Raw genomic sequence first — 24,219 nt, 5'->3', positions numbered from 1 at the left:
GTTATTCCTTTAGAAAAGTGAAGAACCCACCTAGCGCGCCGACTCAGGAGGATGGGCTTAACGTTGTAGCACCTTGTCCAGGATCCGATCAGTCTTCAACGCCTCGATCGCCAGCGAAGGATGTTGGGCGTCCCCACGAATATGCGCATTCATGCCCAGCACGTGATGCCACTGGATATGCGCGTGGCACGGCACCTCCAGTACCTCGCTGGTCTCACCTTCAAGCCGCAACGGCCGGTCGTCGAAGACTGAAAACTGGATGCGGCCTCGGCTGCCAATCAGCGCCACGTGGTCTTCGCGGCGGTCCGCCACAAAGTTCCAGCAGCCCATGCCCAGCGCACCCGAGGCGAACCGCCAGCTGGCGGTCACGGCATCCTCCGCCGCGTAACGGCCGGCCTGGCGCGCGGTAAACCCCGCCACCTCGACAATGTCGCCGGCCAGGTACTGGAACAGATCAAAGCCGTGGCTGGCCAGGTCGGCAAAGTAACCGCCACCGGCAATCGCCGGGTCGGTACGCCAATTGGCGGCGTGGGTATCGGCCGCCGCGGCGGGCTTGCACAAGGTCCAGGTCAGGTGGCGCAACTCGCCGATACGGCCCTCGTGCAACCAGGCGCGCACTTGCTGGAAGCGCGGCAATGAACGCCGGTAATAGGAGACAAACAGGTGCAAACCGGCGCGCTCAAAGGTGCTCTGCATCAACGCGCTCTGTTCGGCATTCAGCGACATGGGTTTCTCGACGCAACAATGCTTGCCCGCAGCGGCCACCATCAGGCTGTATTCAAGATGACTGTCGGGCGGGGTGGCGATGTACACCGCATCCACCTCAGGGTCGTCGATCAGCGCCTGGGCGTCGGTATAGAAACGAGCAATGCCATGGCGTGCCGCATAATCACGCACTGCCTCGATACGGCGCCCCATCACGGCCACCAGCGCCGAACCTGGCGCTTTGTAGAAAGCCGGTCCACTCTTTAACTCAGTGACACTGCCACAGCCGATCATGCCCCAGCGTATGGTGTTCATCGGTGTTCCTCGTGCGTGTTCATTCAGCGGGCAGTATCTACATACTCTCCCGCCCACGCCACAACCACTTAGCATGACAATTGCATTACACTTTTATGTCAATTCATTCATCTGCGAGCGCTACAAATATTGAAAATACGTGCAACTGTCATTTGCGCTCACGAGGGGCATATCCTCTTCGTGCGCAAGTCTCGATCAAAATGGGCATTGCCAGGCGGCAAGGTCGAGCCCCACGAGCGCCCGGTCGGCGCGGCCGAACGGGAGCTGCAAGAAGAAACCGGGTTGACCGTGGATGGGCTGCTGTACCTGCAGGAACTCAAGGCCCGCGACACCCTGCACCATGTGTTTGAAGCCTCGGTGGTCAACATCGCAGATGCCCGGCCGTGCAATGAAATCGTCGATTGCCGGTGGCATGCCTATGACGCCCTGGATGAGCTGGACACCACTGACGCCACCCGGCACATCGTCAAGTCCTTCGTGCGTCGCCTGTAGCGCAGCCTTCTGCCTCCTGCCTCGCCATGCCATTGCATTCTCTTTCTGCCGTTCGACAAAGGATTTGACGAACGCGACAGCGGCTGCGTGCGCTTGGAACGTGGGGCTTATGAAGCCCTCACCAACCCTCTCTACGCTCAGGCTCGCTTATCTCGAATACGAGCTATGCATGGAACTGTTTGTATTTATTTACCACTTATATTTCAAGCGCTGACAGACGTTATAAGTGATGCCGGCACTCTTTCCTCCCAGTGATCACTGAACGAACTGTGACGCGTTAGTTGTTAAGCGTAGGCAGTATTGCGAGCGGGTTGTGCGCTCGAAAAATCCTGACCAGGCTCAACAGTACTTCAGCACGCGAGGAAAAAGAATGTTTAACATTTTCAGCACCTCTAATGTTCGCCAAAGCGACCCTTATGATTCCCCCGAAGAAACAACAAAAAAACCAGATAAGGCCCACAAATCAGTCGCTGACTTTTCTGCTTCCGCGCCCAAAAACCATAACGTAGAGACGTTGCTTTGCAGTGCTTCTTTCTATTTACGCAGCCGGCAATTTGCAGATGCGGAGCGGTTCGCAGAACAAGCGCTGATGACGGTAACCGGAGAGAAGAAATACATTGAATACAGCAAAATAACGCAGGACCCTTTAGCCCCTGAAAAAAACAAAGCGGCAGCTCAACAAGCACTTACCCGCGCAAGACACCAGGTAAACAGCATTGCCAATCAATTATTTCTCTCCGACATGAGCTTCCGAAGAAACATGGAGCAATACATCATGTCTTCCATCACCCAAGGAACTAACTCCGCATGTGAAGTGAGAGATTTGGATGGTGCCGTTTTGTATAGATCCGTCAGGCCCAATGGTAACTACGGAACTCCAGAAAGCGTCTTTAAAATCGGAATGGCTCCCCAGTTCATGCCAATTTGGGGGTTCCAGGGAGGGGGATTTATAAACAAACCCTATGTAAACGATGCGCTCACTGCAGGGGAAAACAGGCCTACCACCGGATGGACTGGCGGCGTGGTCTCGCTCTCATCCAGCTTTGATTTTGTCTCTCAATTTAAATTCGCTGAACAATACGGACAACAGGATGGCTTTATTTATGCCGTTGCGACCGGTAGATGCATCTGTGTCAGTGAGGGACTGACCAAACATACCGGAGAGGGCGCTGTTACAAATGCTGCCGACGCAGAGGAATTTGTTCCAGCTTTTATTCCACCGGAGAATATAATTGGCTGCAGACCCGTCTTTAGGGACGGGCATCTGGGTGACTTTATCGTCAACCCAAACTGCAAAATATCAGCATCAGGCGATAAAGAATTTTTGAAATTTCATTTCTCTAAAGATGTGTTCAAATCAGATGACACCTTAATAGGAGACACCACCAAAATAAGAGCAGACCATCGAGCTTACTTTCAAGATTCGAGGGCTGATACGATCTTGGACCTTAAAGAAAAGCGAAACAAACCAGCAGCCTCCAACACCCCCACCCGGTATTCACTCATAAATAAGTGACCCTTGCGACACGCTTTCGATTGAACTTCATGAGGCGGCTGGACGGCCGCCCATTGTTGGGTGAGCCCACATTCATCCCTGCACTCGAATGGCATTTCATCATTGACTTGTGAGTGCACGACCGCTCAAGAGCGAGGTTTATTCACAACCACCTGGGTGACCTTTTCCTTGGCCTTGACCTGCCCACGCTGGTACAGCGCCTCGACCAACTTCTGCCGCTCACCTTGGGGCAAGTTACTGGCGAACTGCGCCAGGGTGGCGTCCACCAGGGCCCTGAGCGCCACATCGGCTTCGCGCGCCTTGGCCAACTCGCTGACCAATACGTCGCGGTCCAGGGTCGGCGCTTCCAGTTGCTTGATCACCCCAAGGCGTGCTTCGCGCCCGGCCATGATCAGCGGCTGACTGTCGGCGCGGTTATGGCGCAGCAGTTGGCGCAGTTCCTTGCGGCGCTCCGGGGGCAACTTGAACATCGCTTGGCGCAAGCCATGCTGATTGACCATCGCTTCTGCGGGTTTGGCACTGACCATCCAGTGATAAAGGCCGCCGCCCACCCCGCCGATCAAGAACACATTGAGCAATACCGAAACGAGCAACCATGGTTTAAGGGATTTGGGTGTCATTGCTCGGCTTCCTCGGCGTTGACGGTGAACACGACTTCCGCATCGCCCTGATCGAAGACGCTGGGCAGCACTTCGGATGACAACAGTGGCCCGGGTATGCTCATCGACGCCACCAGCACCCCGGCAGCGATACCGGCAATGCCCACGCCGACCACCCCGGCCGGCGATAACCAGTTGGCATAGCGCGACCAGAATGAAGCCCGCCGCGGTGCGGACTGGCGAATCCGGCTGGCCAGTGCCGGGTCGGCGAAGGCCAGTTGGTGGCTGTCCATCTGCCTATCGAGCCAGTTCGCTTCGTGCAAGGCTTCGCGGGCGCTCGGGTTGCCGCTGTCGAGCAACGCCTGGGCGGCGGCTTGTTCGGCAACGGGCCAGCGCTGCAGGCTCGCACCATAGGCATCCGCCAGGTGAGCAAATCGTTCAGGTGTCATGGTTTTCCCCTTCCTGGGCGGGCGAGCCCGGGTGTGTCGGCAAGTTGACTGCGCAACTGGCGTCGGGCCCGCGACAGCAGGCTCTCCAGTGCCTCGACGCTGATATTCATCAGGGCCGCGGCGTCGATGTTCGACAGCTCCTGGTAGTACTGCAACACAATGGCTTCACGCTGGCGCTCGGGCAACGCCGCCAATGCGGCAGCCATGCTTGCGCTGCGATCGGCCGTCTCCAACTGTTCATCGGGGGACGGTGCGCTGTCGGCCAGTTCAAGCGCTTGCTCCTCACTCAATGGGCGTTCCTTGCGCCGGCGCAGGCGGTCATGGCACAGGTTAAGCGCAACCCGATGCAGCCAGGTGTCGAAACGCGCTTCACCGGGGCGCCAATTGGCCGCCTGGCGCCAGATACGTAAAAAACTTTCCTGGGCCACGTCCTTGGCCTCGTCCGCATCCCCGAGGATCCGACTGGCGAGCGCCAGCAAGCGCGGCAGTTTACGCGTCACCATTTCGTTGACGGCCGCAGGTTCGTTGTTGCCGATACGCGCCAGTAGCTCAACGTCCGGATCAATGTCTTTCAATCGGGTAATTCTCGCTCCGGGGGCTAAGTATCAGGTTTCAGCGGCGCCAATGCCCTTCGCGCCAGTACCAGTTCGGGCCACGGGACTCCCAGTGCCCAGGCTCCCAACGCGCATTGCGCATCACCGGTTGCCAGTGGCCCGGCACCCAGGCATAAGCGCCCCGCTCCCAGCGCCAATGGCCACGGTCCCAGGCATAGCCCGGGCGTCCGGCAGGGATCACCTCGACGCGCTCCGCCGGCGGTGCCTGGCGAATAATCACTTCGGTCTGGGCAAAGGTCGGGGTGCTGATCAGCGCGGCAAAAGCCAGCGGAACAAGCAAGGCATAGCGCAATTGGGCCAGTGGGCGCATGGCAACTCCTTCATACGACGAGCGAAAATGCTCGTTGCTGATGGGTTGAACGGCGGACGCCGGAAAATCCGTCGCAAAAAAATCGGATTTTTCCCAAGCGTTGATTCAGGGGAAGTATTGCCCAGGGCATGGCAATGCGGGATGAAATGTTTGAAAGCAACGCGACGGATTTATGCCGGTGGCTGCGTTCAACGATTAACGCAGCACCCACCAAGAGGAAATATCATGTCCCGTCGCCTATCCATGCTAGTTGCCGCCCTGCTGATCGTGAGCCTGAGTGGCTGCGTGATCGTGCCGGAACACCGGCATTGCTGCTGGCGCTACTACGGCGCTGTCTCGACCCCAACCAGCACCGTCAACAGCTAGCCCATCGCCGCAAAACCACGGCGCCCGGCCTTGATTTCCGTGCGCAGCTCGCCAATCAGGTTTGAGATGGAACGGATGCTGTCCAAGCCTTGAGGCGATACGCGCGTCAGCAGCAGGTCAACACGGCCGGACGCCGGTTCGAAGACGCAGATGCGCAATGAACCGTCGCTGTTGAAGGTGCAATCACAAGACAGTGGCGAGAAGCCCACCGCCATGATGCGGTTGAGTTCAGCGATCGAAATCATGACAAGCCCCCCGTCCCTGGGTTCTACTCGGTTGATGTGATGCAACCAGCATAGATAAGGTTTTGCCTGCTACTGAACAATTCACTCAAAAGTGTTAGCCAGCACGCATTTTGCCGCTGGAACGCGGGCGCGCTGACGCCAGAAAACCAGCATACGACCTCTCGTCTGCTGCGCTGCCTTGGGCTTGACTCGCACGGCTGATCACAAGACGCTCTTGGCTCTTTGCCCTCCTCCTTGAGCCACTCGCCATGAACATCAATCCCCCGAGCCAGCCCGACAGCGACGTATACAAGACACTGCTCGAGTCGACCAAGGCCATCCCCTGGCGCATTGATTGGCAGACCATGACCTTCAGTTATATCGGCCCGCAAATCGAAACGCTGCTGGGCTGGACCCCGCAAAGCTGGACCAGCGTGGATGACTGGGTCGAGCGCATGCACCCGGACGACCGTGAATACGTGGTGAATTTCTGCGTGTCACAGTCACGCGCCGGCGTCGATCACGAGGCCGACTACCGCGCCCTGACGGCCAATGGCGACTATGTATGGATTCGCGACGTGGTGCATGTGGTGCGCAAGGACGGCGAAGTCCAAGCCTTGATCGGCTTTATGTTCGACATCAGCGAACGCAAGAAGACCGAAGAACACCTCATCCGCCTGCAAAAGCAACTGGAAGAATATTCCTTCCAGGACGGCCTCACCGGCATCGCCAACCGGCGCATGTTCGACACCGTACTGGAGCGCGAATGGGCCGCCGCCCAGCGCAGCCAGTTACCACTGTCGTTGATCATCCTGGATATCGATTTTTTCAAGCAGTACAACGACCACTATGGCCACATCAAGGGCGATGAATGCCTGCGCCAAGTGGCGCGTACCCTATCATTGGCTGCCAACCGGCCACGGGACTTCATCGCGCGCATAGGCGGCGAGGAGTTTGTGTGGTTGCTGCCGGAAACCGACGCTGCATCGGCCCGGCAGGTGGCGCGGCGCTGCCTGCACCTGATTTGCCAACAGCAGATCGAACATGGTTTTTCAGCGGTGTCGAACCTGCTGACCCTGAGCCTGGGCGTGGGCACCCATATCGTGACGCCCAATAGCACGATGCTGGGTTTTGTCGAAACCGTCGATAAGTTGCTGTACCAGGCCAAACGCAACGGGCGCATGCGGGCAGAGTTTGCCGATATTGAAGTTTGACATCGAGGTCAAATTCCGGGCAAAAAAAATCCCAAGTAGCTGATGGAAACTTGGGATTTAAAAATGCATAAACCGTGGGAGGTGAACGCCCGGCTATAATAACCACTGTCAAAACGTGTAACAAGATTATTTTAATCCTTTCGTCGGATTAAAAGTGTCGTAAGTCATTCAATAGCCACACATTTTTTAAGGTAGACGGCCTATCGAGCGCCACTTTTTGGTGCGTTCAACGCGACCAACCTTCGACACTTCGCCGCTGTATATCCGTTATTAAAATAGGGCTATTGATTACAACGGCGCGACACTTTCGGCATAACGCTTTTTAAGTTGCTTGCAGGCTTCGGGAGACACAAGACCGGACGCCGCCGCGCGGGTGACATTTTCAATATGTTGACACAGTGCCAGGCGCTCGGCGGCCTCTTCCCGTTCACGGTCGACCCGTGCGTTAAACCGCATGAAACAGATGCCAAGCAATACCGCGACGCACAGAACCCCGCCCGTGAAATAACGAAAGCTGTGGGAAGACGGTGTGCCTGGCTGGTTCATGACTCGCAAGCGTCCTGCTCGGGTTGTCTAGAGACGGCAGATTGTATGCATATAGAAACATTTGCGTTGTCGTGGATTTGTAAAAAATACCTGGCTACAACGATTCTGCCTGCTGCTGGCGGCGAAATTGCCCCGGCGCCAGGCCATGGACCTTGCGAAAACAGCGGGAAAAGTAAGCTTCATCGGCAAACCCGCAGCGTTGGGCAATAACGCCGATCATCTGCGGACTGTTGAGCAACAGCGTGCGGGCCAATTGCATACGGCGGTCGAGCACCAGTTGGGAAAAGGGTTTGCCGGTCTCCTTGCGCAGCAGATGGGTCAAATAGTTAGGCGACAGGAAAGCGGCAGCGGCCGTGTCGGTCAGGTTGAGCGTCGGCTCATGCAGATGCTCGCGGATGTAACGCTGCACCCGCGTCAGCGCGTCCTTGCGCCCGCGTCGGGTAGCGTTGTCGGCGGCAAGCGCCTGCAACGGCGCGGCATATTGTTCGCAGACCAGGCCGATCAATTGAAACAGGTAGCCCTTGAGCCGCTCCCGGGCGCCAAACCTGCGGTGGGCGTCAAGGGACCGCATAGGCTCCAGCCAGGCTTTTACTTCGGCAAAAGCGGTGTCATCGAGGATGAAGTCCAGCTGCTCCTGGAAGCGAAACGGCGACAGCTCGGGCGCCTGGCCGATGGGAATGTCTTCCAGGTCCAGGGGATCGCACGTCAGTTGCGGCAACAGAAACGCCTGGCTGAAGTTGATCAGCATGAATTCGCCATCCTCGGGATGGGGAATCACGTGCAGGCGGTGGGGCAGGATAAAGGCCAGCGCCTTTCGCGGGAACGGCCGCACCGCGCCGCCGATATGCTGCACGGTGTCACCGCCGAGGTTGATCTGGATCTGGAAGTACTCGTGCCGATGGGGGCTGGTCAGCGCCGCCCGCCCGCGCTTGTCTCGGATGTAGAAGTCGCTGCGGTCGCTGCGCTGTTCCATACCATACGTGGTGACGCGGGTGCCTGGCATAACGGTCTCTCGGTTGGCCTGGGCACCACTGTAGCCTCAACCTTGGCCGAGGGTGAACTGCAACTGGCCGATGCCCTCGATGCCAGCGGTGACCACATCGCCCGGCTGCAAGGCGCCGACACCGGCCGGGGTGCCGGTGAAGATCAGGTCGCCGGCCTTGAGCGCCACGGACTGGGAGGCGTGGCTGATCACTTCGCCGACCGACCAGATCTGCTCAGCCAGGTCGCCCGCCTGACGCTGTTCGCCATTGACCTTGAGCCAGACCCTGCCGGTGGACGGGTGTCCGACGGCGCTCACCGGTTGCAGCGCGGTGGTCGGGGCTGACTCATCAAAGGCTTTGGCCCATTCCCACGGCCGCGAAAGCTTTTTCGCCTGTGCTTGCAGGTCACGGCGGGTCAGATCAATCCCAATGCCATAGCCCCATATGTGGGAAAGCGCGTCGTCCGGGCGGATATCCACCCCGCCCTTGCCAATCGCCACCACCAGTTCCACTTCGTGGTGCAAGTCAGCGGTCAACGGCGGGTAGGCAATCACGCCTTCGGCGGGCACCACCGCATCCGCCGGCTTCATGAAGAAGAAGGGTGGCTCACGGTCCGGGTCGTGCCCCATTTCACGGGCATGCTCACTGTAATTGCGGCCCACACAGAACACGCGGCGTAGCGCAAAGCGTGCATCACTGCCCTGGATAGCAAGCGACGCAATGGGTGCGGGGGGGAATACATAATCAGTCATGGCCTGTGCCTCTTCGTTTACCTGGCGCCAGTATGGAGAGGGGCGCCGGGGCAAAGTTGGACAGGCTTACGCAGATTTTGCACGGGTCGGTGCAGGCTCGTGGGTTACTTGCGCGCCACCTTGTAGCGCAGGCAATCCTGATAAAAACTCTGGCGAATGGCCTCGGGCTTGAGTCGCGAGCGGCTGTCATAGGTCTGCTCGGTAATGCCCATGGCCATCATGCGCATCCACGATTTACTGAACTTGATGGTCTGGATCTTCTGCCGCGCCGCATAGAGCGAAACGCCCGAGAGCTTGAGTTCCTGGGCCCTGGCGGCGGTACCGGCGCCCCAACTGCACATATACTTGTCGCCCTCGCGCAGCTCCCGGGCCTGTACGGCAGCCGCGCCACCGGCCAGGGAACAGGCAATCAGCATCATTCCAACAGTGCGCATTCGCATCCCCACCTAACCACCTGAAAATAAAAGCGATTCTGGCGAGAATTTTGTTACAAAGGGGCCATTAAATTGCCTTACTGGCTAATCATTCACGTTATGCAGGGCGCGGTGATATCCATTGCTCATCCCCACGCCACCACCAACAACCCCAACCCCAACAGCAAACACAACGGCGAATAAAAATACGTATCCAACGTGGCAAACCTCGAGCCGCCGACCTTCTTGAAAAAACCCACCAGCTCCGAGTCCCCAATCGCCCGGGCGAACATAAGCACGGCAATCGCGCTGATGCCCCACTGCAGCGCGCCATGGGACACCGGCGAAAAATACAGCCCGGCGCGCAAGCATACGAGCAGCGCAATCGCCACCAGCCCCATCGCAACCAGGAAGGTGCCCAGCGCCGAGGGTTTGAATGCTGGGCGCGGACCGCTGGCAAACTCGCCAGGCAATTGGGGGATCGCGGCGAGGCTGCCGAGTTTACCGCCGGCGGCCCAATACAAATGCACCATGCTGATGCAGGTGAAAACCCCGACGATCCATCGCGCGATGACAAAGCTCATGACTGGCTCTCCCTAGAATGTGCGAATGATGATAGTCGTACTGAGCTTTTTTGTAGGCATTTCGTCGGCCGCTGATGGTAAAGTGCCGCCCCATGAAATTCGCCCGTACCGACCGCTCGCTCATTGCCTGGATGCTCTACTGCTGCGTCCTGTTCAATGTGTTCGCCTGCAGCATCGGCCATGGGCAAATGGTGGGGATGCAGCTCAATGGCATCGGCGGTCAGTTCTGTACGGTCGACCCGCGCACCCAGGCGCCCACGCCCACCCGGTCCACCGATGAGAACCTGCCTACGCTGTCGAAGGCGTTCGGTTGCCCGCTGTGTTCAACCGGTGGCATGGGCCCCGCGCTCAATACCCATCTGACTGTGGCGGTATTGCCACAACCCCATGCGCCGCCAGCGGTGGTCGTACTCGCTGCGGATATTCCCGCCCATTTCACCTGGCCTGCCGCCAACCCCCGCGCGCCACCTGCCTTCGCCTGACCCCTTCGCTTTCTGATCTGCATTGACCACCGTTTCCGTGAGGAACTACGGGCGGCTGTGCGTTGCTTTCAAGCCAAGTTTTTCAGGATTCAACCATGAAACATTTACCCCTGCTGGCGGGCCTTTTCGGCTGCCTGCCTATTGGCGCCTCGGCCCTTGAGTTGGCCCCGACCACCATCGAGGGCGAGCAAACCGCCGAGCCTGGCCTGGCACTGGACCAATCCAGCGGCGTGGCGTCGCGACTCGGCCTGAGCGTGCGGGAAACCCCGGCGTCGGTCGCCATCGCTAACCGCAACGATATCGAGCGTCATGGCGCCAAGACCTTCCGCGATGCAGCCAATACCCTGCCCGGCGTCAACGCCAGCGCGCCGCCAGGGTTTGGTGGCTTTGTGTCTTACCGAGGGTTTACCAGCAGCCAGATTACCCAAATGTTCAACGGCATCAGTGTTGCCACTGGTCTGGCACGGCCGGTGGACGCGTGGATCTATGACCGCGTCGAACTGGTTGGTGGCCCCTCCTCCTTGATCAATGGCGCAGGCTCTGTGGGCGGCTCGCTGAACTATGTGACGAAACTGGCAACCCGTGAGGAACAGGCCGCCGAAGGCCAACTGACCTACGGCAGCTACGACACTGCGGGAATGGCCTTTGGCCTCAATCACGCGCTGACCGAGCCCGGGGCCCAGGTGCAGCATTACGCTCGCCTGGATGTGAGCCGCAACACCAACCACAGCTACATCGACCGCGACCAGCGTGATGCCTGGAGCGTGGCGTTTTCCCTGCTCAGTGACTTGACCCCCGACCTGTCCCACACCCTGGCCCTGGAATATCAGGACGAGCATGAGGACAGCCCCTATTGGGGCACCCCGGTGCTCAACCCCAAGGTCGGTGAGTTGAAGATCGACCGGCATAACCGCTTCAACAACTACAACGTTGCCGACGGTCGCTATGAACAGCGCACGATCTGGGCCCGTTCGATCATCGACTACCGGATCAACGACAGCACCACGCTGAAAAATACCCTTTACCACCTGGGCAGCCAGCGCGACTACCGCAACCTGGAAACCTATCAGTACAACGCTGACAACAGCGCCGTGAACCGCTCGACCGCCTACCAGGTACGCCATCAAGGCGAGCAGAACGGCAACCAGTTCGAACTGCGCCATGACAACAGCTTCTTCGGCCTCTCCACCACCTGGTCCGGCGGCTTTGAGTACAAGGTCAACAGCACCACCAACAACCCCTTGAACGTACCAGGCAACAGTACGGTCGACCCGAACACCTACAACCCGGGACACTTCTATGACATCCCCGGCACCCGACCGGGCTTCGTCAAGGACAAGACCAACCAAGTGACCACCCAGGCTCTGTTCGTGGAAAACCGCCTGGGGCTGACGGATAAGCTCTCGCTACTGACCGGCCTGCGTTATGACGCTATCGACCTGGATGTGACCAACCACCGCGCGATCACCGCCACCAACCCACGGCACTTCAAGCGTCACTGGGAACCGGTGACAGGCCGCGCAGGCTTGACCTATCAATTGATCCCAACGGCCAACGTCTACGTGCAATACAGCACGGCCGTCGAACAACCCAATACCACCACCCAAGTGTTCGACGTGTCGACGGGCAAGCAGTGGGAAATAGGCAGCAAGTTCGATTACCTGGAAGGTCGTGGCTCCGCCACCGTTGCCGCCTACAAGATCGAACGCAAGGACTTTGCCGTCACGGACCCGCTGGACCCCACCAACAGCATCCCGGTAGGCGCGCAGTCATCAAAAGGCATCGAACTGGCCAGCTCACTGCGCATCACGCCCAGGTTGCTGGCTGAAGGCAACTTCGCGTGGGTGGACGCTGAGTACGATGAATTCAACGAGAAGACTGCCAGCGGCGCCGTGGTCTCACGCAAGGGCAATACGCCGACCAATGTGCCCAAGCGTGTGGGCAACCTGTGGCTGACCTACGACTTTTCCGAGGACTGGCAAGGCGGAGTCGATGCCCGGTATGTCGCCGAAGTGTATGCCGATAATGCCAACACCCAGACGGTACCGGCCTACACGCTATTCGGCACATTCCTGCGCTACAAGGTGGACTCACACACCTCGGTGACCGGGCGCGTGCGTAATCTTACAAATGAGGTGTATGCCGAGTTCGCCCATGTGTCGCCGGCTTACTATCTGGGGTCGCCAAGAACGTTCGAGGTGGCAGTACAAACCCGGTTCTGAACTTGAAACCCTCTTGATCAAATGTGGGAGCAAGCCTGCTCCCACATTTTTGGTTTGGTTTCTACAGTGAGTTATTCATGCGCTGGAAGTGCGCGAGCATTCGCACTGCAAGCGCCATGCCTTCACCGAGATGATTTGCGAGTCGGTGCTGCGCTACCTGCAAGCCTGAGAGCACGTAATTCTCGGTAGAAATGCAATCCATGTGAGAGGGGGCTTGCCCCAATGCCAGTCAGTTAAGCGCTAGAACGAGCAACCGGTAACCTGTGGCGAGCGGGCTTGTCCCGCGTTGGGGCGCGGAGCGCCCCCAAAGAAGGACGAATGCGGTGTATACGATACTCCGCGCAGATAGCTTTTGGGGCTGCTGCGCACCCCAACGCGGGCGGTGCGACGATTCGACAAGCCCGCTCGCCACAACAAGCCCGCTCGCCACAGTGATAGTGTTCCTTCTTAACTGACAGGCATTAGGGCTTGCCCCCGATTGCGGTCTGTCGGCTAAGCATCTGATGACTGATACACCGCCATCGGGAGCAAGCCCCTTCCCACATCACTGATCTTTACTTGAGGCCCGCCTCAACCTTCTGCGCCACATCCTCCGTCAACCATGCCTTCCACACATCAGGATGTTCCTTGAGGAATGCCTGGGCCACATCCCTTGGCGGCGTGTGATTCTCGCTCATCAAAGCCAAGGCTTTGTTAAGCGGTTCGATTGGAAACTGGACCTTGGTGAAAAACTCGGCGATCTGCGGATGTTCCTGCTGGAATGGCGTCGATACGCCGATGCTCAACTTGGACGCCAGCGACCGAGTCGGCTTCGGGTCAGGGTTATCAGCGTCAGTCAGTGTCTTCCACGCCTGGGCATCAAACGGCGGCTCTTGCAGCTGGACCAACTTGTAGCGGCCGATCAACGGCGTCGGCGACCAGTAATAGAACAACACCGGCTTGCCTCGGCGGATCGACGAAGCAATCTCCGCATCCAGCGCCGCCCCGGAACCGCTGCGAAAGTTCACGTAGCTGTCATCCAGGCCATACGCCTTGAGCTTCTGTTTGTTGACCACTTCCGAGGTCCAGCCGATGGGGCTGTTGAGAAAGCGACCCTTGCCTGGAGATTCCGGGTCTTTGAACACGTCTTTGTAACGGACCAGGTCGTTTACGCTTTTCAGGTCGGGCGCCAAAGGCTTGATGTTTTTTGCCGGGTCCCCCTTGACCACGTATTCCGGCACCCACCAGCCTTCGGTGGCCCCCTTGACCGTATCACCCAGCCCCACCACTTTGCCTTCGGCCTCGGCCTTGATCCATACCGGACTGCGGCCCGCCCACTCCTCACCAATCACCTGAATGTCGTTCTTTGCCAGGGCGGTTTCCAGGGTGATGGTGGTGCCGGGCAAGGTGTCGGTGGGCAAGTCATAGCCCTTCTCGACAATAAAGCGCAGTACTTCGGTGATCAGGCTGCCACTTTCCCAGTTCAGGTCGGCAAAATGCACGGGGGCCTGTGCAGCCGAGGCCGGGAATGACGCCAATGACAGACTCAGGGTCGTCAGCGACGCGGCCAACAGTGACTTCAATCCTTTCATGCCTTTGCACCTCGCGTTTTCGCAGTCATGGCAAACGGCGTTGCCGCCCATGTGCGAAGCCTCTGAATAGTTAAGTCAACTCAACTGTAGTAGAGGTTCCAAAAGAGGAAGAAGCACGAAGTGTTTATCGACTACTCGCTGGCCTTGAAGGTCACCAGTTCCCCTTTGCGCCATTTGGCGGCTTTGCCAGTCACGGCCTTGAGGGTTTTGGTCAGCCCTTCTTGCAGTTGCTCATGGGCGGCAAACACCAGCATCACGCTGTGGCCTTCCTTGAACACAATGCCCTGGCCTTCGGCCGATGACACAAAGGCGTAGTCGCCCAGGCCATACACCGTCAACTTGATGTCACGGAACTTCAGTTCGAACTTGCCACCTTCACGACTCGGCAATACGGCCGCACGAAAATGGTCGCCCACCTTGAGTTCCAGGCGTGGCTTGTCATCCACGACCAACGCCGTTTCAGTATCGATCTCGGCGATGTAGATGCCTTCCGGCGTCTGTTCAGTGACGTAGACAAAACGAGATTGAAATTGTTTGACCAACTTTGCGCGTAAATCACCCAGCACGAATAACGCGTGCATTTCCAGATTACTGACTGCCAAGGAAAGACCCCCACCTCATAAAAGCACTGACCGCAGGAGCAGGCAGCACAAAAAAACGGCCGTTACGGCACGATCACACATTCGTTAAAAAACTGAAGTAACCCGCAAGACTCGTACAGCCATGCGCGGTGGACCTTATGCAAGGTCATCCGGCACCACAGCAAATCACAGGTTCAACGACCCGAGAATACGGATCGACCAACTTCAGAGAATAACCCAATAAAAAACGCAGTTTTCCGACATTCCATAAAAAAATCCGGGGGATGGAACCAGATGCGGAGTGCCGACGACAATACTAAAGCAGCAACACGGTTCAAAACCACCCGAAAGGCTGCTGAGAGGTCAACAAGATCCATCGACAGGAGCTGACCATGCAACGACAACATGACGCTACGTCCTTGCACACTCGTTCATCATATCCAAGCAAGGCTCCATACTACTGCTTGGATAACCCCAATGGGTACTCCAATTCCGTGCTTTATCAAGTCGTACCGGCCGGGAAGAACTTTTTTCATATTCTTGAAGTGACCAGCGGCAGAATCAAGGGTTTTCGCAGCGATCACATCAAAGCCTGCGAACTGGCCAAAACGTTGGAGGCCAAGCTGTACGCCCTTCAAGGCGCGATCGTTTTATCACCTGGGTGACTTTACTGCGCCACGGCCCCCTAACAACTGCCATACTGGCCCGTCCATTGAAGTTTGCCCCGTGCGGGTCAGGTTTCATCAGTGCAGTTACCTAGAAGGGAAGGCTATACGTGACGGAATTTGATATCGGCGAATTTTTTATCCACGGCGATGCGAGGGAGGTAGCCGGTGAGTTTCAAGCGGTCATTATCATGCGGGCCAAACCACCGCTGAACACAGTGACAACGCACCAGGTGGAAAAAGACCGTTGGTTCAAGACCGTCGACGCTGCCGCCCTCGCGGCGAAGGACGCCGCCAAGGCCCTGAAAACCGCCGTGGACTCAGGTGCACTCAATTCCTGACGATCCGATAGAACTCTGTCGCCCCGCGAGCCTCCCATGCACAACAATCCTCACTTTGCATGGAGAACGATATGGACGCGCTAATCCCTACTCTCGAAGCCCTGTTTGAACAGTTGGGCCTGAAATCAACGCCCGAGGCCATCGATGCTTTCATTGTCGCGCACCCACTGCCTGAGCAGGTGAAGCTGATTGACGCGCCTTTCTGGACGCCGCAACAAGCTCAATTTCTCAAGGAAGAACTGCGCGAAGACGCCGATTGGGCCATCCCGGTGGATGAGTTGAATCAGCGCCTGCATCAATCTTAGTAGCGCCCTCTCAATGCAGGCTGTCTGACTGTTCCAGGCGCAACAGCGCTTGCCAGGCAGCCTGGCATTCTTGCGCTTCTTCACGACTGGAAAATGCGGTACCGCGCTGCTCACCGTTGAGCAACACCACCCAGCAGGCTCTCTGGCCCAGTGCACGCAGGGTTTCTGGCACGCCACTGCCGATCATCACGGCCACATCGACTTTGTTTTGCATGGAGCTTCTCCGCAGCATTAGTTAGCAGGCTAACAATGTTGGCCATGCTACGGTTTTCCGCCCGTTGGAAAAAGCTATCCCCGGAATAGCACCCTTGCATAAACAGCAACAATCCCTAGCGCACGGCCTTCTCTTCCGGCTTATAGCCCAGGCGCAGGCCGCCCCAGTGCCGGCCATTGACCAGTATGGGCACCGACAAATCATGCATCAGTTCGCCGGTATCGCGGGTATAGGTCTGTAGCAGCATGGCTTGTTGATGGCTGCCACAGCGTATACCCGTGCGATCTTCAAACTTGCGCTTGGTACGGTTCTGCACCGCATCCCGTTGGGCATCACCGGTCAAGGCATGGGAAAAAGCTTTGTTATGCGTCGGTACATAGCCTTGTGGTGTGCAAGCAATGGCAAATACCAACCCTTCGTGGCGTGGCAACAGCGCTTCCTGAATCGCCGGCAAAACCTGGTCGGTGTAGCCGTCAAAACGCGTGTGATATTGACTCGGGTGGGTATTCGGGATCAGGGTGTAGCTGCGATCGAACAAGTCATCCAGGCTGATGCGGCCTTGTGCTACATCCGCCTCGAACTGCCCAGCAATACGGCTGGCGCCTTCACGAGCCAGGTCGTAGATGCGCTGGTGATAGTCGTCCAGCCCGACTTCGGCGAGGCGCTCACTGATGGTTTCAGCCTGCCCTTCCATTTGAACAGCGGCCTGAGCGAGTTGGCGGGTCTGCTGATCGCTCACCGTAAGGTCGCTGCGCATCTGCTCGACGGCATGGAACAAACTGTCAAGTTGCGTACGGTTGGTATCGGTGCCCTGGGCAATTTCATTGACCTGCCCTTCCACATCCGCCGCCAGGCTGGCGATGTTCTCCAATTGTTCGCCGGCGTGTTCCACCTGTTCGACGCCGGCGTGCAGGTCCGCCGACAGTTGGCGAATCTGCTCCACCACCTGGGCCGTGCGCTGCTGGATATCGGCGACCATCACCCCGACTTCATCGGTGGCAGTGGCGGTGCGCCCCGCCAGGCCACGCACCTCATCGGCGACGACGGCAAACCCGCGCCCATGCTCGCCGGCCCGTGCAGCTTCAATCGCCGCGTTCAGCGCCAACAGGTTGGTCTGGCTGGCAATGGACTGAATCACCAGGGTCACACGCTGGATTTCTTCACTGCGCTGGCTCAACGCCTCGATCAGCTCGCGGCTGGCATTGGCACGCTGGCTGAGCTGATGCATGCGGGTGATCGATTGGGCCAGCACTTCGCGCCCTTCGGTACTGCGCTGATGGGCTTGGCTGGCAGCACCCAGGGCCTGGCGACTGAGCTGGGACGTGACCTGCTCGGTGCCAATCATGACCTCGGCATTGCTGACGATCTGCTTGGCCGCGCTTAACTGCGACTGCAAACGTGCCGCCAGTTGCCTGACCGAATAGGCCACGCCGGCAGCGGACAATGCGTTATGGCTGGTGGTATAGGACAAGTCACGCGTCAAGTCGCCCATGGCATCGGTGGCCGCAGACGGTGCAATGACCGGTGCATGATGTTTCAGGCGCGGCAGCCAGATCACCAGCAAAGCCAGCGGCAGGCAGAGGTAGATCGGCAAGCTGGCAAACGCCAGCCCCAACAGGAGCAGCACCAGGGCGGCACTCTGCAAGAGCGGTATCAGCCAGCCGGGCAGCACGCGTACCACCTTTTGCGGTGGCACTGCTGCGTCCATCAGAGATCCATCTCCAGCCATCGTCGTTACCCCCTGCTTATCGTTATTGTGTCTGCATTAAACGCCACTATCGGGCCATTATCCATGGGCCTTTAGTGGGGTGCTTGCAGTAGATCAATAACCAGGGCGTAACCGGTATTTCTTTGGGGAGCCGATTGCACGGCTCCCCACTCACCGCATCAGGCTTGACGCTGGTGCTTGTCGATCTGCTCGTGACGCTCTTGCGCCTCGATGCAGTACTTGGTGGTCGGGCTGATCAGCAGGCGCTTGAGGCCGATAGGCTCGCCGCTGTCATCGCACCAGCCGAAGGAGTCTTCCTTGATGCGTTCCAGTGCACGCTCAAGCTGCGGCAGCATGCGCTGGTCGCGATCGATAGCGTTGACCAGCCATGTGCGCTCTTCTTCAACGGAAGCGGCGTCAGCCGGGTCGGCCGGGGTGTCCAGGCTTTCAATGGCGATGCGGTTCTGTTCAATGCGCTCGTGGTGTTCCACTTTCATGTCTTGCAGCAATTGCTCAAAAAAAGCGTGCTGTTCGGCATTCATGTAGTCATCCGCCGGCATGGCCAGCAACTTTTCCTTTGTCATTGATTTCTCTATAAAAAATACGTGCATTAAGGCGAATAAGGGAGCGTTCCGGCCGACCTTTGCAGGTCTCGGAAGGGCGCCGTCCATTCCAAGCGCCACCCGGCACTCAATTTACGAGGGGCGGCAGTCTAAGGCCGACTTGAGGGCGCAGCAACTGAAAAGACAGGCATTTTTTCCCAATTAACCCCCAAAGGCACCAGGACGGGCTTGGCGAACGGTCATCGGAGTGCGTTTATAGCAGGAAAGTTCGTGAAGCAGCTATAAGCCACAAGCTGCAAGCGACAAGCTGTAAAGCCCTTCATACTTGCAGCTTGCAGCTTGCAGCTTGCAGCTAGTGGCTTGCAGCTAGTGGCTTGTGGCTTGTGGCTCAGCGCTTGCGCTGTTTCTTATTGCGGTATTGGTCGATCACCACCGCCACCACGATGATCAGGCCCTTGATGATGTCCTGGATGTACGCATCCACCCCGACGAAGGTAAACCCGCTGGCCATCACACCGAGGATCAGCGCGCCGATCACGGTACCGGTGATGCGCCCTACCCCGCCCGCCAGGCTGGTGCCGCCGATGACCGCGGCGGCAATCGCATCCAGTTCATACGACATGCCCATGCCCGCCTGGCCGGTGGCGGCACGTGCCGAGGCCACCACGCCGGCCAAACCGGCCAGGAGCCCGGCAATGCTGTAGACAATGATCAAGTGACGCTTGACGTTGATCCCCGAGGTGCGCGCCGCCTGCATATTGCCGCCGATGGCGTAGGTGTACTTGCCGTACTTGGTGTAGCGCAGGGCAATATGGAAGATCACCGCCACCACCAGGAAGATCACCACCGGCATCGCGCCATGGCCAATCGCTGTGTAGGAGTCCGACAGCATGCTCACCGGCTGGCCTTCAGTGTAATAACGCGCCAGGCCACGGGCCGAGACCATCATGCCCAGGGTCGCGATAAACGGCGGAATGCCGGTAACCGCAATAATGCTGCCGTTGATTGCCCCCGCCAACAGCCCCACACCCAACCCCATCGCTACCGGGATCCACACCGGCAAGTCCGTCAGGGATGGAAACACCGCCCGGGAAAAATCGGAGGTCTGCGCCAAACTGGCGGCGATCATTGCCGACAAGGCCAACACCGAGCCAGAAGACAAGTCGATACCCGTGGTAATGATCACCTGGGTCACGCCAATTGCCAGCAGGCCGATGATCGACACCTGCAGGATCATCAGTACCAGGCGCTGGGAGTTCATCAGGAAACTCTGGTCGCGCACAATCCAGCCGAACAGTTCGAACACCAGGCCGATACCCATCAGCACCAGGAAGATGCTCAGCTCCGTGGGTATGCGTCGACGGCTCTTGACCGGTGCCGTGGCCGGCTTGTTGTCTGTTATTGCGTTCATAGCCAATCACCTTCTTATTCTGTAATCAGTGGACTGCGGTCATACCGGAGGCCAACTGCATGACGTTTTCCTGGGTGGCCTCAGCACGGTCCAGGGTGCCCATCAGTTCACCTTCGTGCATCACCATCACCCGGTCGCTCATCCCGAGCACTTCGGGCAGTTCCGAGGAAATCATGATCACCGCCATGCCTTCGCTGGCGAGGAAGGAGATCAACCGATAGATCTCGGCCTTGGCCCCCACATCAATACCGCGCGTGGGCTCATCGAGGATCAGCAGGCGTGGGTTGGTCATCAACCAACGGGCCAGCAGGGCCTTTTGCTGGTTGCCGCCGGACAGGGTGTCGATACATTGCTCAAGGGACGGGGTTTTCACCCGCAGCTTCTTGCACATGTCTTCGCACAGCGCACGCAGGGCTTTCTGCTGGATAAAGCCGTTGCCCGAATAGTGCGGCAACACGGCCATTTCCATGTTTTCCAGCACCGACAGGCACGGGAACAGGCCACTGAGCTTGCGGTCCTCGGTCAACAGCGCAAAGCCTTTCTCGATGGCCATGTGCGGGTCGGTGATGCGCAACGCCTTGCCGTCGAGGGTGATTTGCCCGCTGCTGGCGGGGGTGATACCAAAAATGGTTTCCGCCACGTTGGTGCGGCCTGAGCCCATCAGCCCGGCGATACCGAGGATTTCACCGGCGTGCAGGTCGAACGATACGTTGTTGAACACGCCTTCCAGGCTCAGATCGCGTACCGACAGCAACAGGTCGCCGATGGGTGTCTCGCGTACCGGGAACAACTGGCTCAACTCACGGCCCACCATCATCGAGATCAGGCTGTCACTGTTCATGCTGTCGGCGCGCTGCAGGCCGATGTACTGGCCGTCGCGGAACACCGCTACCTCATCGGCAATGGCGAACACCTCGTTCATTTTATGGGTGATGTAGACGATGCCTTTGCCCTGGGACTTGAGGTCGGCAATGATCGAAAACAGGTGGGCGACTTCCTTGTCGGTAATAGCCGAGGTCGGTTCATCCATGATCAGGATGTCGGAGTCGTAGGACACAGCCTTGGCAATCTCGACCATCTGCCGTTCGGCGATACTCAAGTTGCCAACCTGTTCTTGCGGGTCAAGGTTGATGCGCAAACGTGCGAGCAACTCGGCGGTGCAACGGTGCATTTCGCGGTGGTTGACCATGTGCAGGCTGTTGAGCTGCTCGCGGCCGATCCAGATGTTCTCGGCGATGCTCATGTGGGGCATCAGGTTGAGTTCCTGATGGATCATCGCGATCCCCGCCTTCTGTGCCGCCAGCGGCGTCTCGAACGTGATCGGCTTGCCACGCAGGCGGATTTCCCCGGCGTCAGGCTGGTAGATCCCGGCGATGATTTTCATCAGCGTCGACTTGCCCGCGCCGTTCTCACCCATCAGTGCCAGCACCGTGCCGGGGCGCACCCGCAGTTGCACATCGTCCAAGGCCACGACGCCGGGAAAGCCTTTGCTGATGTTGACGATTTCCAGCAGGTAGGGTTCGTCCAGCGGCAACGGCTGGATACCGGGAGGCTGCGAGACAGAGGCTTGAGCGAGCATAGGGAGGTACTCCATCTGCAGGGCGGCCGTGACCGCCCTGCCGGCTTATTGTTGTTATGTCAGGGCTACTTGAAGTCTTTGACGTTGTCCGGGGTGATCAGCTTGAACGGGATCACCACGTTCTGTTCGACCGGCTCTTTCCTGGCCATCTTGCGCGCCGCTTCGACCGAACCCACCGCCTGGCCCTTGGCGTCCTGGAAGGCCGACACGGTCATGTCGCCTTTGGTGATTGCATTCAAGCCATCGGGCGTGCCATCCACCCCGGCGATGAGCACGCTCCCTCCTTTGCCAGCCGATTTGAGGGCCATGGACGCACCGATCGCCATCTCATCGTTGTTGGCCAGCACCGCATTGAATTCGCGGCCCTGGGTCAGCCAGTCGTTGACCAGGGTCATTCCCCGGTCACGCAGCCAGATGCCGGTCTGCTCCTGCTCGATCTTGATGTCCGGGTACTTGGCCAGCACTTCCTTCACGCCCTTGGTGCGGTTGGTGGTGGAGTTGTTTGCCAGGTCACCCAGCAGGATCACGATCTTGCCCTTGCCACCGAGTTTTTCCGCGATGTACTGCATTTGCAGGCGACCGGCCTCGACGTCATCGGAGGTCACCGCCACCACGTCCTTGGGCAAGTCTTTCTGGTCTGGGCGGCGGTTGACAAACACCAGCGGGATACCCGCCTTGGTCGCCGCGCTGATGATGTTCTTGGTTGATGCGGTATCGACCGGGTTAACGATGATGGCGTCGACTTTCTGGCTGATAAAGTTCTCGACCTGGCTCAGTTGCTTCACCACATCGGCGCGGGCGTCTTCGAATTGCAGTTGCACGCCGTCGCCCTTGGGATAGGACTTGGCTTGCTTGTCCATGTCTTCACGCAGGTAAGTCAGGAAGGTGTCGTCGAACGCGGACATCGTCACGCCAACCTTGAGATCGGCGGCGCCGGCCAAACCACTGGCCAGCAGCATGGACAGGGCCAGGGCGGTAAATCGGATCGGGGTCTTCATGAACGGTCTGTCTCCACTTTCTTGTTGGTTTTCTGGACGTTGCGTTTATCAGAGCGAGGCTTGCGAAGCGGGCAGCCGAACGATCGGTGCGCCAGGAATGCAGCAGACCAGCGCGTCGTTGTTTTCGACGCACAGCACATTGAGGAAGGAAAAATAAAACGGCCGGGTGCGGGGCAAAGCGCGGGGCGTGTGGGCAGGGCGTAAAACTCGCAGTACAGCGTTGAAGATTTTCATCTGACGGTACCTGGTTGTTTTTGATCTTGTTTTTGTTGAGTCGTCCGAATCAGGTTCGAGACGTACTTTATGCAACCTGGAAAAGACTGTATTAGAAAATAATTTCCATATCAACATGTTTTAGAATTTTATTCTATTTTTGTCGAAACCACCTGCTGGCGCTCGGCGCTGAGGCGTGCGGCGTCCAATATACGGGTGGTTTGCAGTGCGTCATAGGCGTTCACCGGCAGCGGCCCCTGGCCTTGCACAGCGGCTTGCAACTGCCGATAGAACTGCGTCCAGCAGCCCTTCTCCGACGGCACCCGCTCCCGCTCTTGCCCTTGCTCGAACCAGCCCCAACGCCGATGCTCTTCAAAGCCCCAATGTTCACCTTCGGTCTTCGGCGACTTGCCGGCCATCAGCGCGTCTTCCTGACCATCAAGCCCTTCGACGGTGTAGCACCCCAAGGTGCCACTGACCCGGAACCGCGGTGCCTGGCTGTTTTGCAGCGCACTGCCCCACAAGTGCGAAACCACACCGTTGGCGTGGGTCAGGGAGACAAAAAAACCGTGGTCGAGCGTGGGATGCTCAGGCGTGAATTGCAATTGCGCGAACACCCGGTCCACTGGACCGAACAGTTGCAGGGCCTGGTCCACCAGGTGGCTGCCCAGATCACGCAGCCACCCGCCGCCGCTGGCATTGCCCACGGCGTGCGGGCTGTAGCGTTCCACGCGGGATTCAAAGCGGGTGATTACACCCAGCGCGCCGGCGTCGATCAGCTTGCGCAAGGTCAGGTAGTCCGAGTCCCAACGCCGGTTCTGATAGACGCTGAGCAGCACGCCATGACGCTCGGCAGCCGTGATCAACGCCTGGGCCTGCTCGGCGTTGCTGGCGAAAGGTTTGTCACTGACCACCGCCACACCGTGTTCGATGGCTTCCAGCACCAGGGCCGGGCGGCCCTTGAGGGTGGTGGAAATGACCAGCGCGTCGACACCGGCTTCCACGATCTGGCCGATGGAGTCAAAGGCTTTAATCCCTGGAAGGTCAGTGCTTAATTGCTGGCGACGTTCAGGTGAACGCGTCACCACGCCGACGAAGGTGGCGCCAGGCAGGGTGGCGATCAGCGGCGCATGAAAAAAGCGCCCGCCGTGGCCGTAGCCCACTAGTCCGATTCGCATGCTCAACTCCTTATATGAAGTGCAAACCCATGCCAAATGTGGGAGCGGGCTTGCCCTAATGCCAGTCAGTTAAGAAGGAAACTATCACTGTGGCGAGCGGGCTTGT

General features: G+C 58.4%; 30 protein-coding genes. 9 read left to right on the top strand and 21 right to left on the bottom strand.

The annotated features are described in order from the left end of the window. Positions 1–57: 57 nt before the first annotated feature. On the bottom strand, positions 58–1,020 hold the full coding sequence (locus tag M5B43_RS19205) for a Gfo/Idh/MocA family oxidoreductase (protein WP_248751581.1): 963 nt from the start codon (positions 1,018–1,020) through the stop codon (positions 58–60). Positions 1,021–1,149: 129 nt separating this feature from the next. Here M5B43_RS19205 and M5B43_RS19200 point away from each other — a divergent pair, with 129 nt between their 5' ends. Together M5B43_RS19200 and M5B43_RS19195 are read left to right on the top strand one after the other, a co-directional pair. Next, positions 1,150–1,512, top strand: coding sequence for an NUDIX hydrolase (locus M5B43_RS19200; protein ID WP_248751580.1), 363 nt, complete (start codon positions 1,150–1,152; stop codon positions 1,510–1,512). A 370-nt stretch (positions 1,513–1,882) separates the two neighbouring features. Then, on the top strand, positions 1,883–3,028 hold the full coding sequence (locus tag M5B43_RS19195) for a hypothetical protein (RefSeq protein WP_248751579.1): 1,146 nt from the start codon (positions 1,883–1,885) through the stop codon (positions 3,026–3,028). A gap of 125 nt (positions 3,029–3,153) precedes the next feature. On the opposite strand, the gene M5B43_RS19190 is transcribed toward M5B43_RS19195, so the two are convergent. Genes M5B43_RS19190 through M5B43_RS19175 form a run of 4 tightly spaced genes read right to left on the bottom strand, consistent with a single transcriptional unit; the run spans position 3,154 to position 5,000 of the window. After that, a complete protein-coding gene (locus M5B43_RS19190; protein WP_248751578.1) occupies positions 3,154–3,648 on the bottom strand; it encodes a periplasmic heavy metal sensor in 495 nt (164 codons plus the stop codon). Then, the gene (locus M5B43_RS19185; protein ID WP_248751577.1) at positions 3,645–4,076 is read right to left on the bottom strand and encodes a hypothetical protein; all 432 of its coding nucleotides are present in this window, start codon (positions 4,074–4,076) and stop codon (positions 3,645–3,647) included. Before M5B43_RS19185 ends, M5B43_RS19190 begins: the two co-directional genes overlap by 4 nt. After that, the gene (locus M5B43_RS19180) at positions 4,073–4,651 is read right to left on the bottom strand and encodes an RNA polymerase sigma factor (protein WP_248751576.1); all 579 of its coding nucleotides are present in this window, start codon (positions 4,649–4,651) and stop codon (positions 4,073–4,075) included. Before M5B43_RS19180 ends, M5B43_RS19185 begins: the two co-directional genes overlap by 4 nt. Positions 4,652–4,688: 37 nt before the next feature. Beyond that, the gene (locus tag M5B43_RS19175; RefSeq protein WP_248751575.1) at positions 4,689–5,000 is read right to left on the bottom strand and encodes a YXWGXW repeat-containing protein; all 312 of its coding nucleotides are present in this window, start codon (positions 4,998–5,000) and stop codon (positions 4,689–4,691) included. 225 nt (positions 5,001–5,225) lie between these two features. Here M5B43_RS19175 and M5B43_RS19170 point away from each other — a divergent pair, with 225 nt between their 5' ends. Further along, a complete protein-coding gene (locus M5B43_RS19170; RefSeq protein ID WP_248751574.1) occupies positions 5,226–5,366 on the top strand; it encodes a hypothetical protein in 141 nt (46 codons plus the stop codon). Here the strand turns inward: M5B43_RS19170 and M5B43_RS19165 are convergent. After that, a complete protein-coding gene (locus M5B43_RS19165; protein WP_248751573.1) occupies positions 5,363–5,611 on the bottom strand; it encodes a DUF1652 domain-containing protein in 249 nt (82 codons plus the stop codon). The genes M5B43_RS19170 and M5B43_RS19165 overlap by 4 nt on opposite strands. A gap of 248 nt (positions 5,612–5,859) precedes the next feature. Between M5B43_RS19165 and M5B43_RS19160 the strand changes: the two genes are divergently transcribed. Next, positions 5,860–6,804, top strand: coding sequence for a diguanylate cyclase (locus M5B43_RS19160; RefSeq protein ID WP_248751572.1), 945 nt, complete (start codon positions 5,860–5,862; stop codon positions 6,802–6,804). Positions 6,805–7,092: 288 nt separating this feature from the next. Here the strand turns inward: M5B43_RS19160 and M5B43_RS19155 are convergent, their stop codons facing one another. The 5 genes from M5B43_RS19155 to M5B43_RS19135 form a co-directional block, all read right to left on the bottom strand. Continuing rightward, on the bottom strand, positions 7,093–7,350 hold the full coding sequence (locus M5B43_RS19155) for a hypothetical protein (protein WP_248751571.1): 258 nt from the start codon (positions 7,348–7,350) through the stop codon (positions 7,093–7,095). Positions 7,351–7,444: 94 nt separating this feature from the next. Continuing rightward, on the bottom strand, positions 7,445–8,353 hold the full coding sequence (locus M5B43_RS19150) for an AraC family transcriptional regulator (protein WP_248751570.1): 909 nt from the start codon (positions 8,351–8,353) through the stop codon (positions 7,445–7,447). A 36-nt stretch (positions 8,354–8,389) separates the two neighbouring features. Further along, positions 8,390–9,085: a fumarylacetoacetate hydrolase family protein gene (locus M5B43_RS19145; RefSeq protein ID WP_248751569.1), complete on the bottom strand. Its 696-nt coding sequence runs from the start codon at positions 9,083–9,085 to the stop codon at positions 8,390–8,392. Between the two features lie 104 nt (positions 9,086–9,189). After that, entirely contained in the window at positions 9,190–9,519 is a 330-nt protein-coding gene (locus M5B43_RS19140) for a hypothetical protein (protein ID WP_053256540.1), read from the bottom strand. Between the two features lie 125 nt (positions 9,520–9,644). Further along, the gene (locus M5B43_RS19135; protein ID WP_248751568.1) at positions 9,645–10,082 is read right to left on the bottom strand and encodes a DUF3995 domain-containing protein; all 438 of its coding nucleotides are present in this window, start codon (positions 10,080–10,082) and stop codon (positions 9,645–9,647) included. A gap of 92 nt (positions 10,083–10,174) precedes the next feature. On the opposite strand from M5B43_RS19135, the gene M5B43_RS19130 reads away from it, so the two are divergent. Together M5B43_RS19130 and M5B43_RS19125 are read left to right on the top strand one after the other, a co-directional pair. Continuing rightward, positions 10,175–10,564, top strand: coding sequence for a DUF2946 family protein (locus M5B43_RS19130; protein ID WP_248751567.1), 390 nt, complete (start codon positions 10,175–10,177; stop codon positions 10,562–10,564). A 95-nt stretch (positions 10,565–10,659) separates the two neighbouring features. Beyond that, the gene (locus tag M5B43_RS19125) at positions 10,660–12,786 is read left to right on the top strand and encodes a TonB-dependent receptor (RefSeq protein WP_248751566.1); all 2,127 of its coding nucleotides are present in this window, start codon (positions 10,660–10,662) and stop codon (positions 12,784–12,786) included. 554 nt (positions 12,787–13,340) lie between these two features. Here M5B43_RS19125 and M5B43_RS19120 read toward each other — a convergent pair. Together M5B43_RS19120 and M5B43_RS19115 are read right to left on the bottom strand one after the other, a co-directional pair. After that, entirely contained in the window at positions 13,341–14,357 is a 1,017-nt protein-coding gene (locus M5B43_RS19120) for an ABC transporter substrate-binding protein (RefSeq protein ID WP_248751565.1), read from the bottom strand. 131 nt (positions 14,358–14,488) lie between these two features. Next, the gene (locus M5B43_RS19115) at positions 14,489–14,938 is read right to left on the bottom strand and encodes a hypothetical protein (protein ID WP_043050583.1); all 450 of its coding nucleotides are present in this window, start codon (positions 14,936–14,938) and stop codon (positions 14,489–14,491) included. A gap of 392 nt (positions 14,939–15,330) precedes the next feature. Between M5B43_RS19115 and M5B43_RS19110 the strand changes: the two genes are divergently transcribed. From M5B43_RS19110 to M5B43_RS19100, 3 genes are all read left to right on the top strand, one after another. Continuing rightward, positions 15,331–15,603, top strand: coding sequence for a hypothetical protein (locus tag M5B43_RS19110; protein WP_248751564.1), 273 nt, complete (start codon positions 15,331–15,333; stop codon positions 15,601–15,603). Between the two features lie 110 nt (positions 15,604–15,713). Then, positions 15,714–15,944: a hypothetical protein gene (locus M5B43_RS19105; RefSeq protein WP_248751563.1), complete on the top strand. Its 231-nt coding sequence runs from the start codon at positions 15,714–15,716 to the stop codon at positions 15,942–15,944. Between the two features lie 71 nt (positions 15,945–16,015). Then, the gene (locus M5B43_RS19100; RefSeq protein WP_248751562.1) at positions 16,016–16,249 is read left to right on the top strand and encodes a DUF2789 domain-containing protein; all 234 of its coding nucleotides are present in this window, start codon (positions 16,016–16,018) and stop codon (positions 16,247–16,249) included. A gap of 10 nt (positions 16,250–16,259) precedes the next feature. Here the strand turns inward: M5B43_RS19100 and M5B43_RS19095 are convergent, their stop codons facing one another. The 8 genes from M5B43_RS19095 to M5B43_RS19060 all read right to left on the bottom strand — a co-directional run bounded on the left by M5B43_RS19095 (position 16,260) and on the right by M5B43_RS19060 (position 24,113). Continuing rightward, positions 16,260–16,463, bottom strand: coding sequence for a hypothetical protein (locus M5B43_RS19095; protein ID WP_248751561.1), 204 nt, complete (start codon positions 16,461–16,463; stop codon positions 16,260–16,262). Between the two features lie 115 nt (positions 16,464–16,578). After that, positions 16,579–18,171, bottom strand: a complete 1,593-nt coding sequence (locus M5B43_RS19090) for a methyl-accepting chemotaxis protein (RefSeq protein WP_248751560.1) — start codon at positions 18,169–18,171, stop codon at positions 16,579–16,581. Between the two features lie 179 nt (positions 18,172–18,350). Further along, positions 18,351–18,755, bottom strand: coding sequence for a TraR/DksA C4-type zinc finger protein (locus tag M5B43_RS19085; protein ID WP_010564800.1), 405 nt, complete (start codon positions 18,753–18,755; stop codon positions 18,351–18,353). 367 nt (positions 18,756–19,122) lie between these two features. Next, positions 19,123–20,145, bottom strand: coding sequence for an ABC transporter permease (locus M5B43_RS19080; RefSeq protein WP_248751559.1), 1,023 nt, complete (start codon positions 20,143–20,145; stop codon positions 19,123–19,125). Between the two features lie 25 nt (positions 20,146–20,170). Next, entirely contained in the window at positions 20,171–21,724 is a 1,554-nt protein-coding gene (locus M5B43_RS19075) for a sugar ABC transporter ATP-binding protein (protein WP_248751558.1), read from the bottom strand. Between the two features lie 65 nt (positions 21,725–21,789). Beyond that, a complete protein-coding gene (locus M5B43_RS19070) occupies positions 21,790–22,722 on the bottom strand; it encodes a sugar ABC transporter substrate-binding protein (RefSeq protein ID WP_248751557.1) in 933 nt (310 codons plus the stop codon). Between the two features lie 48 nt (positions 22,723–22,770). Further along, positions 22,771–22,956, bottom strand: a complete 186-nt coding sequence (locus tag M5B43_RS19065; protein WP_248751556.1) for a hypothetical protein — start codon at positions 22,954–22,956, stop codon at positions 22,771–22,773. A 128-nt stretch (positions 22,957–23,084) separates the two neighbouring features. Further along, on the bottom strand, positions 23,085–24,113 hold the full coding sequence (locus M5B43_RS19060) for a Gfo/Idh/MocA family oxidoreductase (protein WP_248751555.1): 1,029 nt from the start codon (positions 24,111–24,113) through the stop codon (positions 23,085–23,087). Between the last annotated feature and the right edge of the window lie 106 nt (positions 24,114–24,219).

The organism is Pseudomonas sp. MWU15-20650 (assembly GCF_023242475.1).
Classification (GTDB): Bacteria; Pseudomonadota; Gammaproteobacteria; order Pseudomonadales; family Pseudomonadaceae; genus Aquipseudomonas.
Note: the sequence above shows the minus strand (reverse complement) of the source record. Positions and strands in the feature narration are given on the sequence as shown.

What these genes read in the sequence shown, in the direction of transcription:
- M5B43_RS19205 (WP_248751581.1), bottom strand. Translation starts at nt 1,020, where the DNA reads ATGAACACCATACGCTGGGGCATGATCGGCTGTGGCAGTGTCACTGAG.
- M5B43_RS19195 (WP_248751579.1), top strand. Translation starts at nt 1,883, where the DNA reads ATGTTTAACATTTTCAGCACCTCTAATGTTCGCCAAAGCGACCCTTAT.
- M5B43_RS19190 (WP_248751578.1), bottom strand. Translation starts at nt 3,648, where the DNA reads ATGACACCCAAATCCCTTAAACCATGGTTGCTCGTTTCGGTATTGCTC.
- M5B43_RS19185 (WP_248751577.1), bottom strand. Translation starts at nt 4,076, where the DNA reads ATGACACCTGAACGATTTGCTCACCTGGCGGATGCCTATGGTGCGAGC.
- M5B43_RS19175 (WP_248751575.1), bottom strand. Translation starts at nt 5,000, where the DNA reads ATGCGCCCACTGGCCCAATTGCGCTATGCCTTGCTTGTTCCGCTGGCT.
- M5B43_RS19170 (WP_248751574.1), top strand. Translation starts at nt 5,226, where the DNA reads ATGTCCCGTCGCCTATCCATGCTAGTTGCCGCCCTGCTGATCGTGAGC.
- M5B43_RS19165 (WP_248751573.1), bottom strand. Translation starts at nt 5,611, where the DNA reads ATGATTTCGATCGCTGAACTCAACCGCATCATGGCGGTGGGCTTCTCG.
- M5B43_RS19160 (WP_248751572.1), top strand. Translation starts at nt 5,860, where the DNA reads ATGAACATCAATCCCCCGAGCCAGCCCGACAGCGACGTATACAAGACA.
- M5B43_RS19155 (WP_248751571.1), bottom strand. Translation starts at nt 7,350, where the DNA reads ATGAACCAGCCAGGCACACCGTCTTCCCACAGCTTTCGTTATTTCACG.
- M5B43_RS19150 (WP_248751570.1), bottom strand. Translation starts at nt 8,353, where the DNA reads ATGCCAGGCACCCGCGTCACCACGTATGGTATGGAACAGCGCAGCGAC.
- M5B43_RS19145 (WP_248751569.1), bottom strand. Translation starts at nt 9,085, where the DNA reads ATGACTGATTATGTATTCCCCCCCGCACCCATTGCGTCGCTTGCTATC.
- M5B43_RS19140 (WP_053256540.1), bottom strand. Translation starts at nt 9,519, where the DNA reads ATGCGCACTGTTGGAATGATGCTGATTGCCTGTTCCCTGGCCGGTGGC.
- M5B43_RS19135 (WP_248751568.1), bottom strand. Translation starts at nt 10,082, where the DNA reads ATGAGCTTTGTCATCGCGCGATGGATCGTCGGGGTTTTCACCTGCATC.
- M5B43_RS19130 (WP_248751567.1), top strand. Translation starts at nt 10,175, where the DNA reads ATGAAATTCGCCCGTACCGACCGCTCGCTCATTGCCTGGATGCTCTAC.
- M5B43_RS19125 (WP_248751566.1), top strand. Translation starts at nt 10,660, where the DNA reads ATGAAACATTTACCCCTGCTGGCGGGCCTTTTCGGCTGCCTGCCTATT.
- M5B43_RS19120 (WP_248751565.1), bottom strand. Translation starts at nt 14,357, where the DNA reads ATGAAAGGATTGAAGTCACTGTTGGCCGCGTCGCTGACGACCCTGAGT.
- M5B43_RS19115 (WP_043050583.1), bottom strand. Translation starts at nt 14,938, where the DNA reads ATGCACGCGTTATTCGTGCTGGGTGATTTACGCGCAAAGTTGGTCAAA.
- M5B43_RS19110 (WP_248751564.1), top strand. Translation starts at nt 15,331, where the DNA reads ATGCAACGACAACATGACGCTACGTCCTTGCACACTCGTTCATCATAT.
- M5B43_RS19100 (WP_248751562.1), top strand. Translation starts at nt 16,016, where the DNA reads ATGGACGCGCTAATCCCTACTCTCGAAGCCCTGTTTGAACAGTTGGGC.
- M5B43_RS19095 (WP_248751561.1), bottom strand. Translation starts at nt 16,463, where the DNA reads ATGCAAAACAAAGTCGATGTGGCCGTGATGATCGGCAGTGGCGTGCCA.
- M5B43_RS19090 (WP_248751560.1), bottom strand. Translation starts at nt 18,171, where the DNA reads ATGGACGCAGCAGTGCCACCGCAAAAGGTGGTACGCGTGCTGCCCGGC.
- M5B43_RS19085 (WP_010564800.1), bottom strand. Translation starts at nt 18,755, where the DNA reads ATGACAAAGGAAAAGTTGCTGGCCATGCCGGCGGATGACTACATGAAT.
- M5B43_RS19080 (WP_248751559.1), bottom strand. Translation starts at nt 20,145, where the DNA reads ATGAACGCAATAACAGACAACAAGCCGGCCACGGCACCGGTCAAGAGC.
- M5B43_RS19075 (WP_248751558.1), bottom strand. Translation starts at nt 21,724, where the DNA reads ATGCTCGCTCAAGCCTCTGTCTCGCAGCCTCCCGGTATCCAGCCGTTG.
- M5B43_RS19070 (WP_248751557.1), bottom strand. Translation starts at nt 22,722, where the DNA reads ATGAAGACCCCGATCCGATTTACCGCCCTGGCCCTGTCCATGCTGCTG.
- M5B43_RS19065 (WP_248751556.1), bottom strand. Translation starts at nt 22,956, where the DNA reads ATGAAAATCTTCAACGCTGTACTGCGAGTTTTACGCCCTGCCCACACG.
- M5B43_RS19060 (WP_248751555.1), bottom strand. Translation starts at nt 24,113, where the DNA reads ATGCGAATCGGACTAGTGGGCTACGGCCACGGCGGGCGCTTTTTTCAT.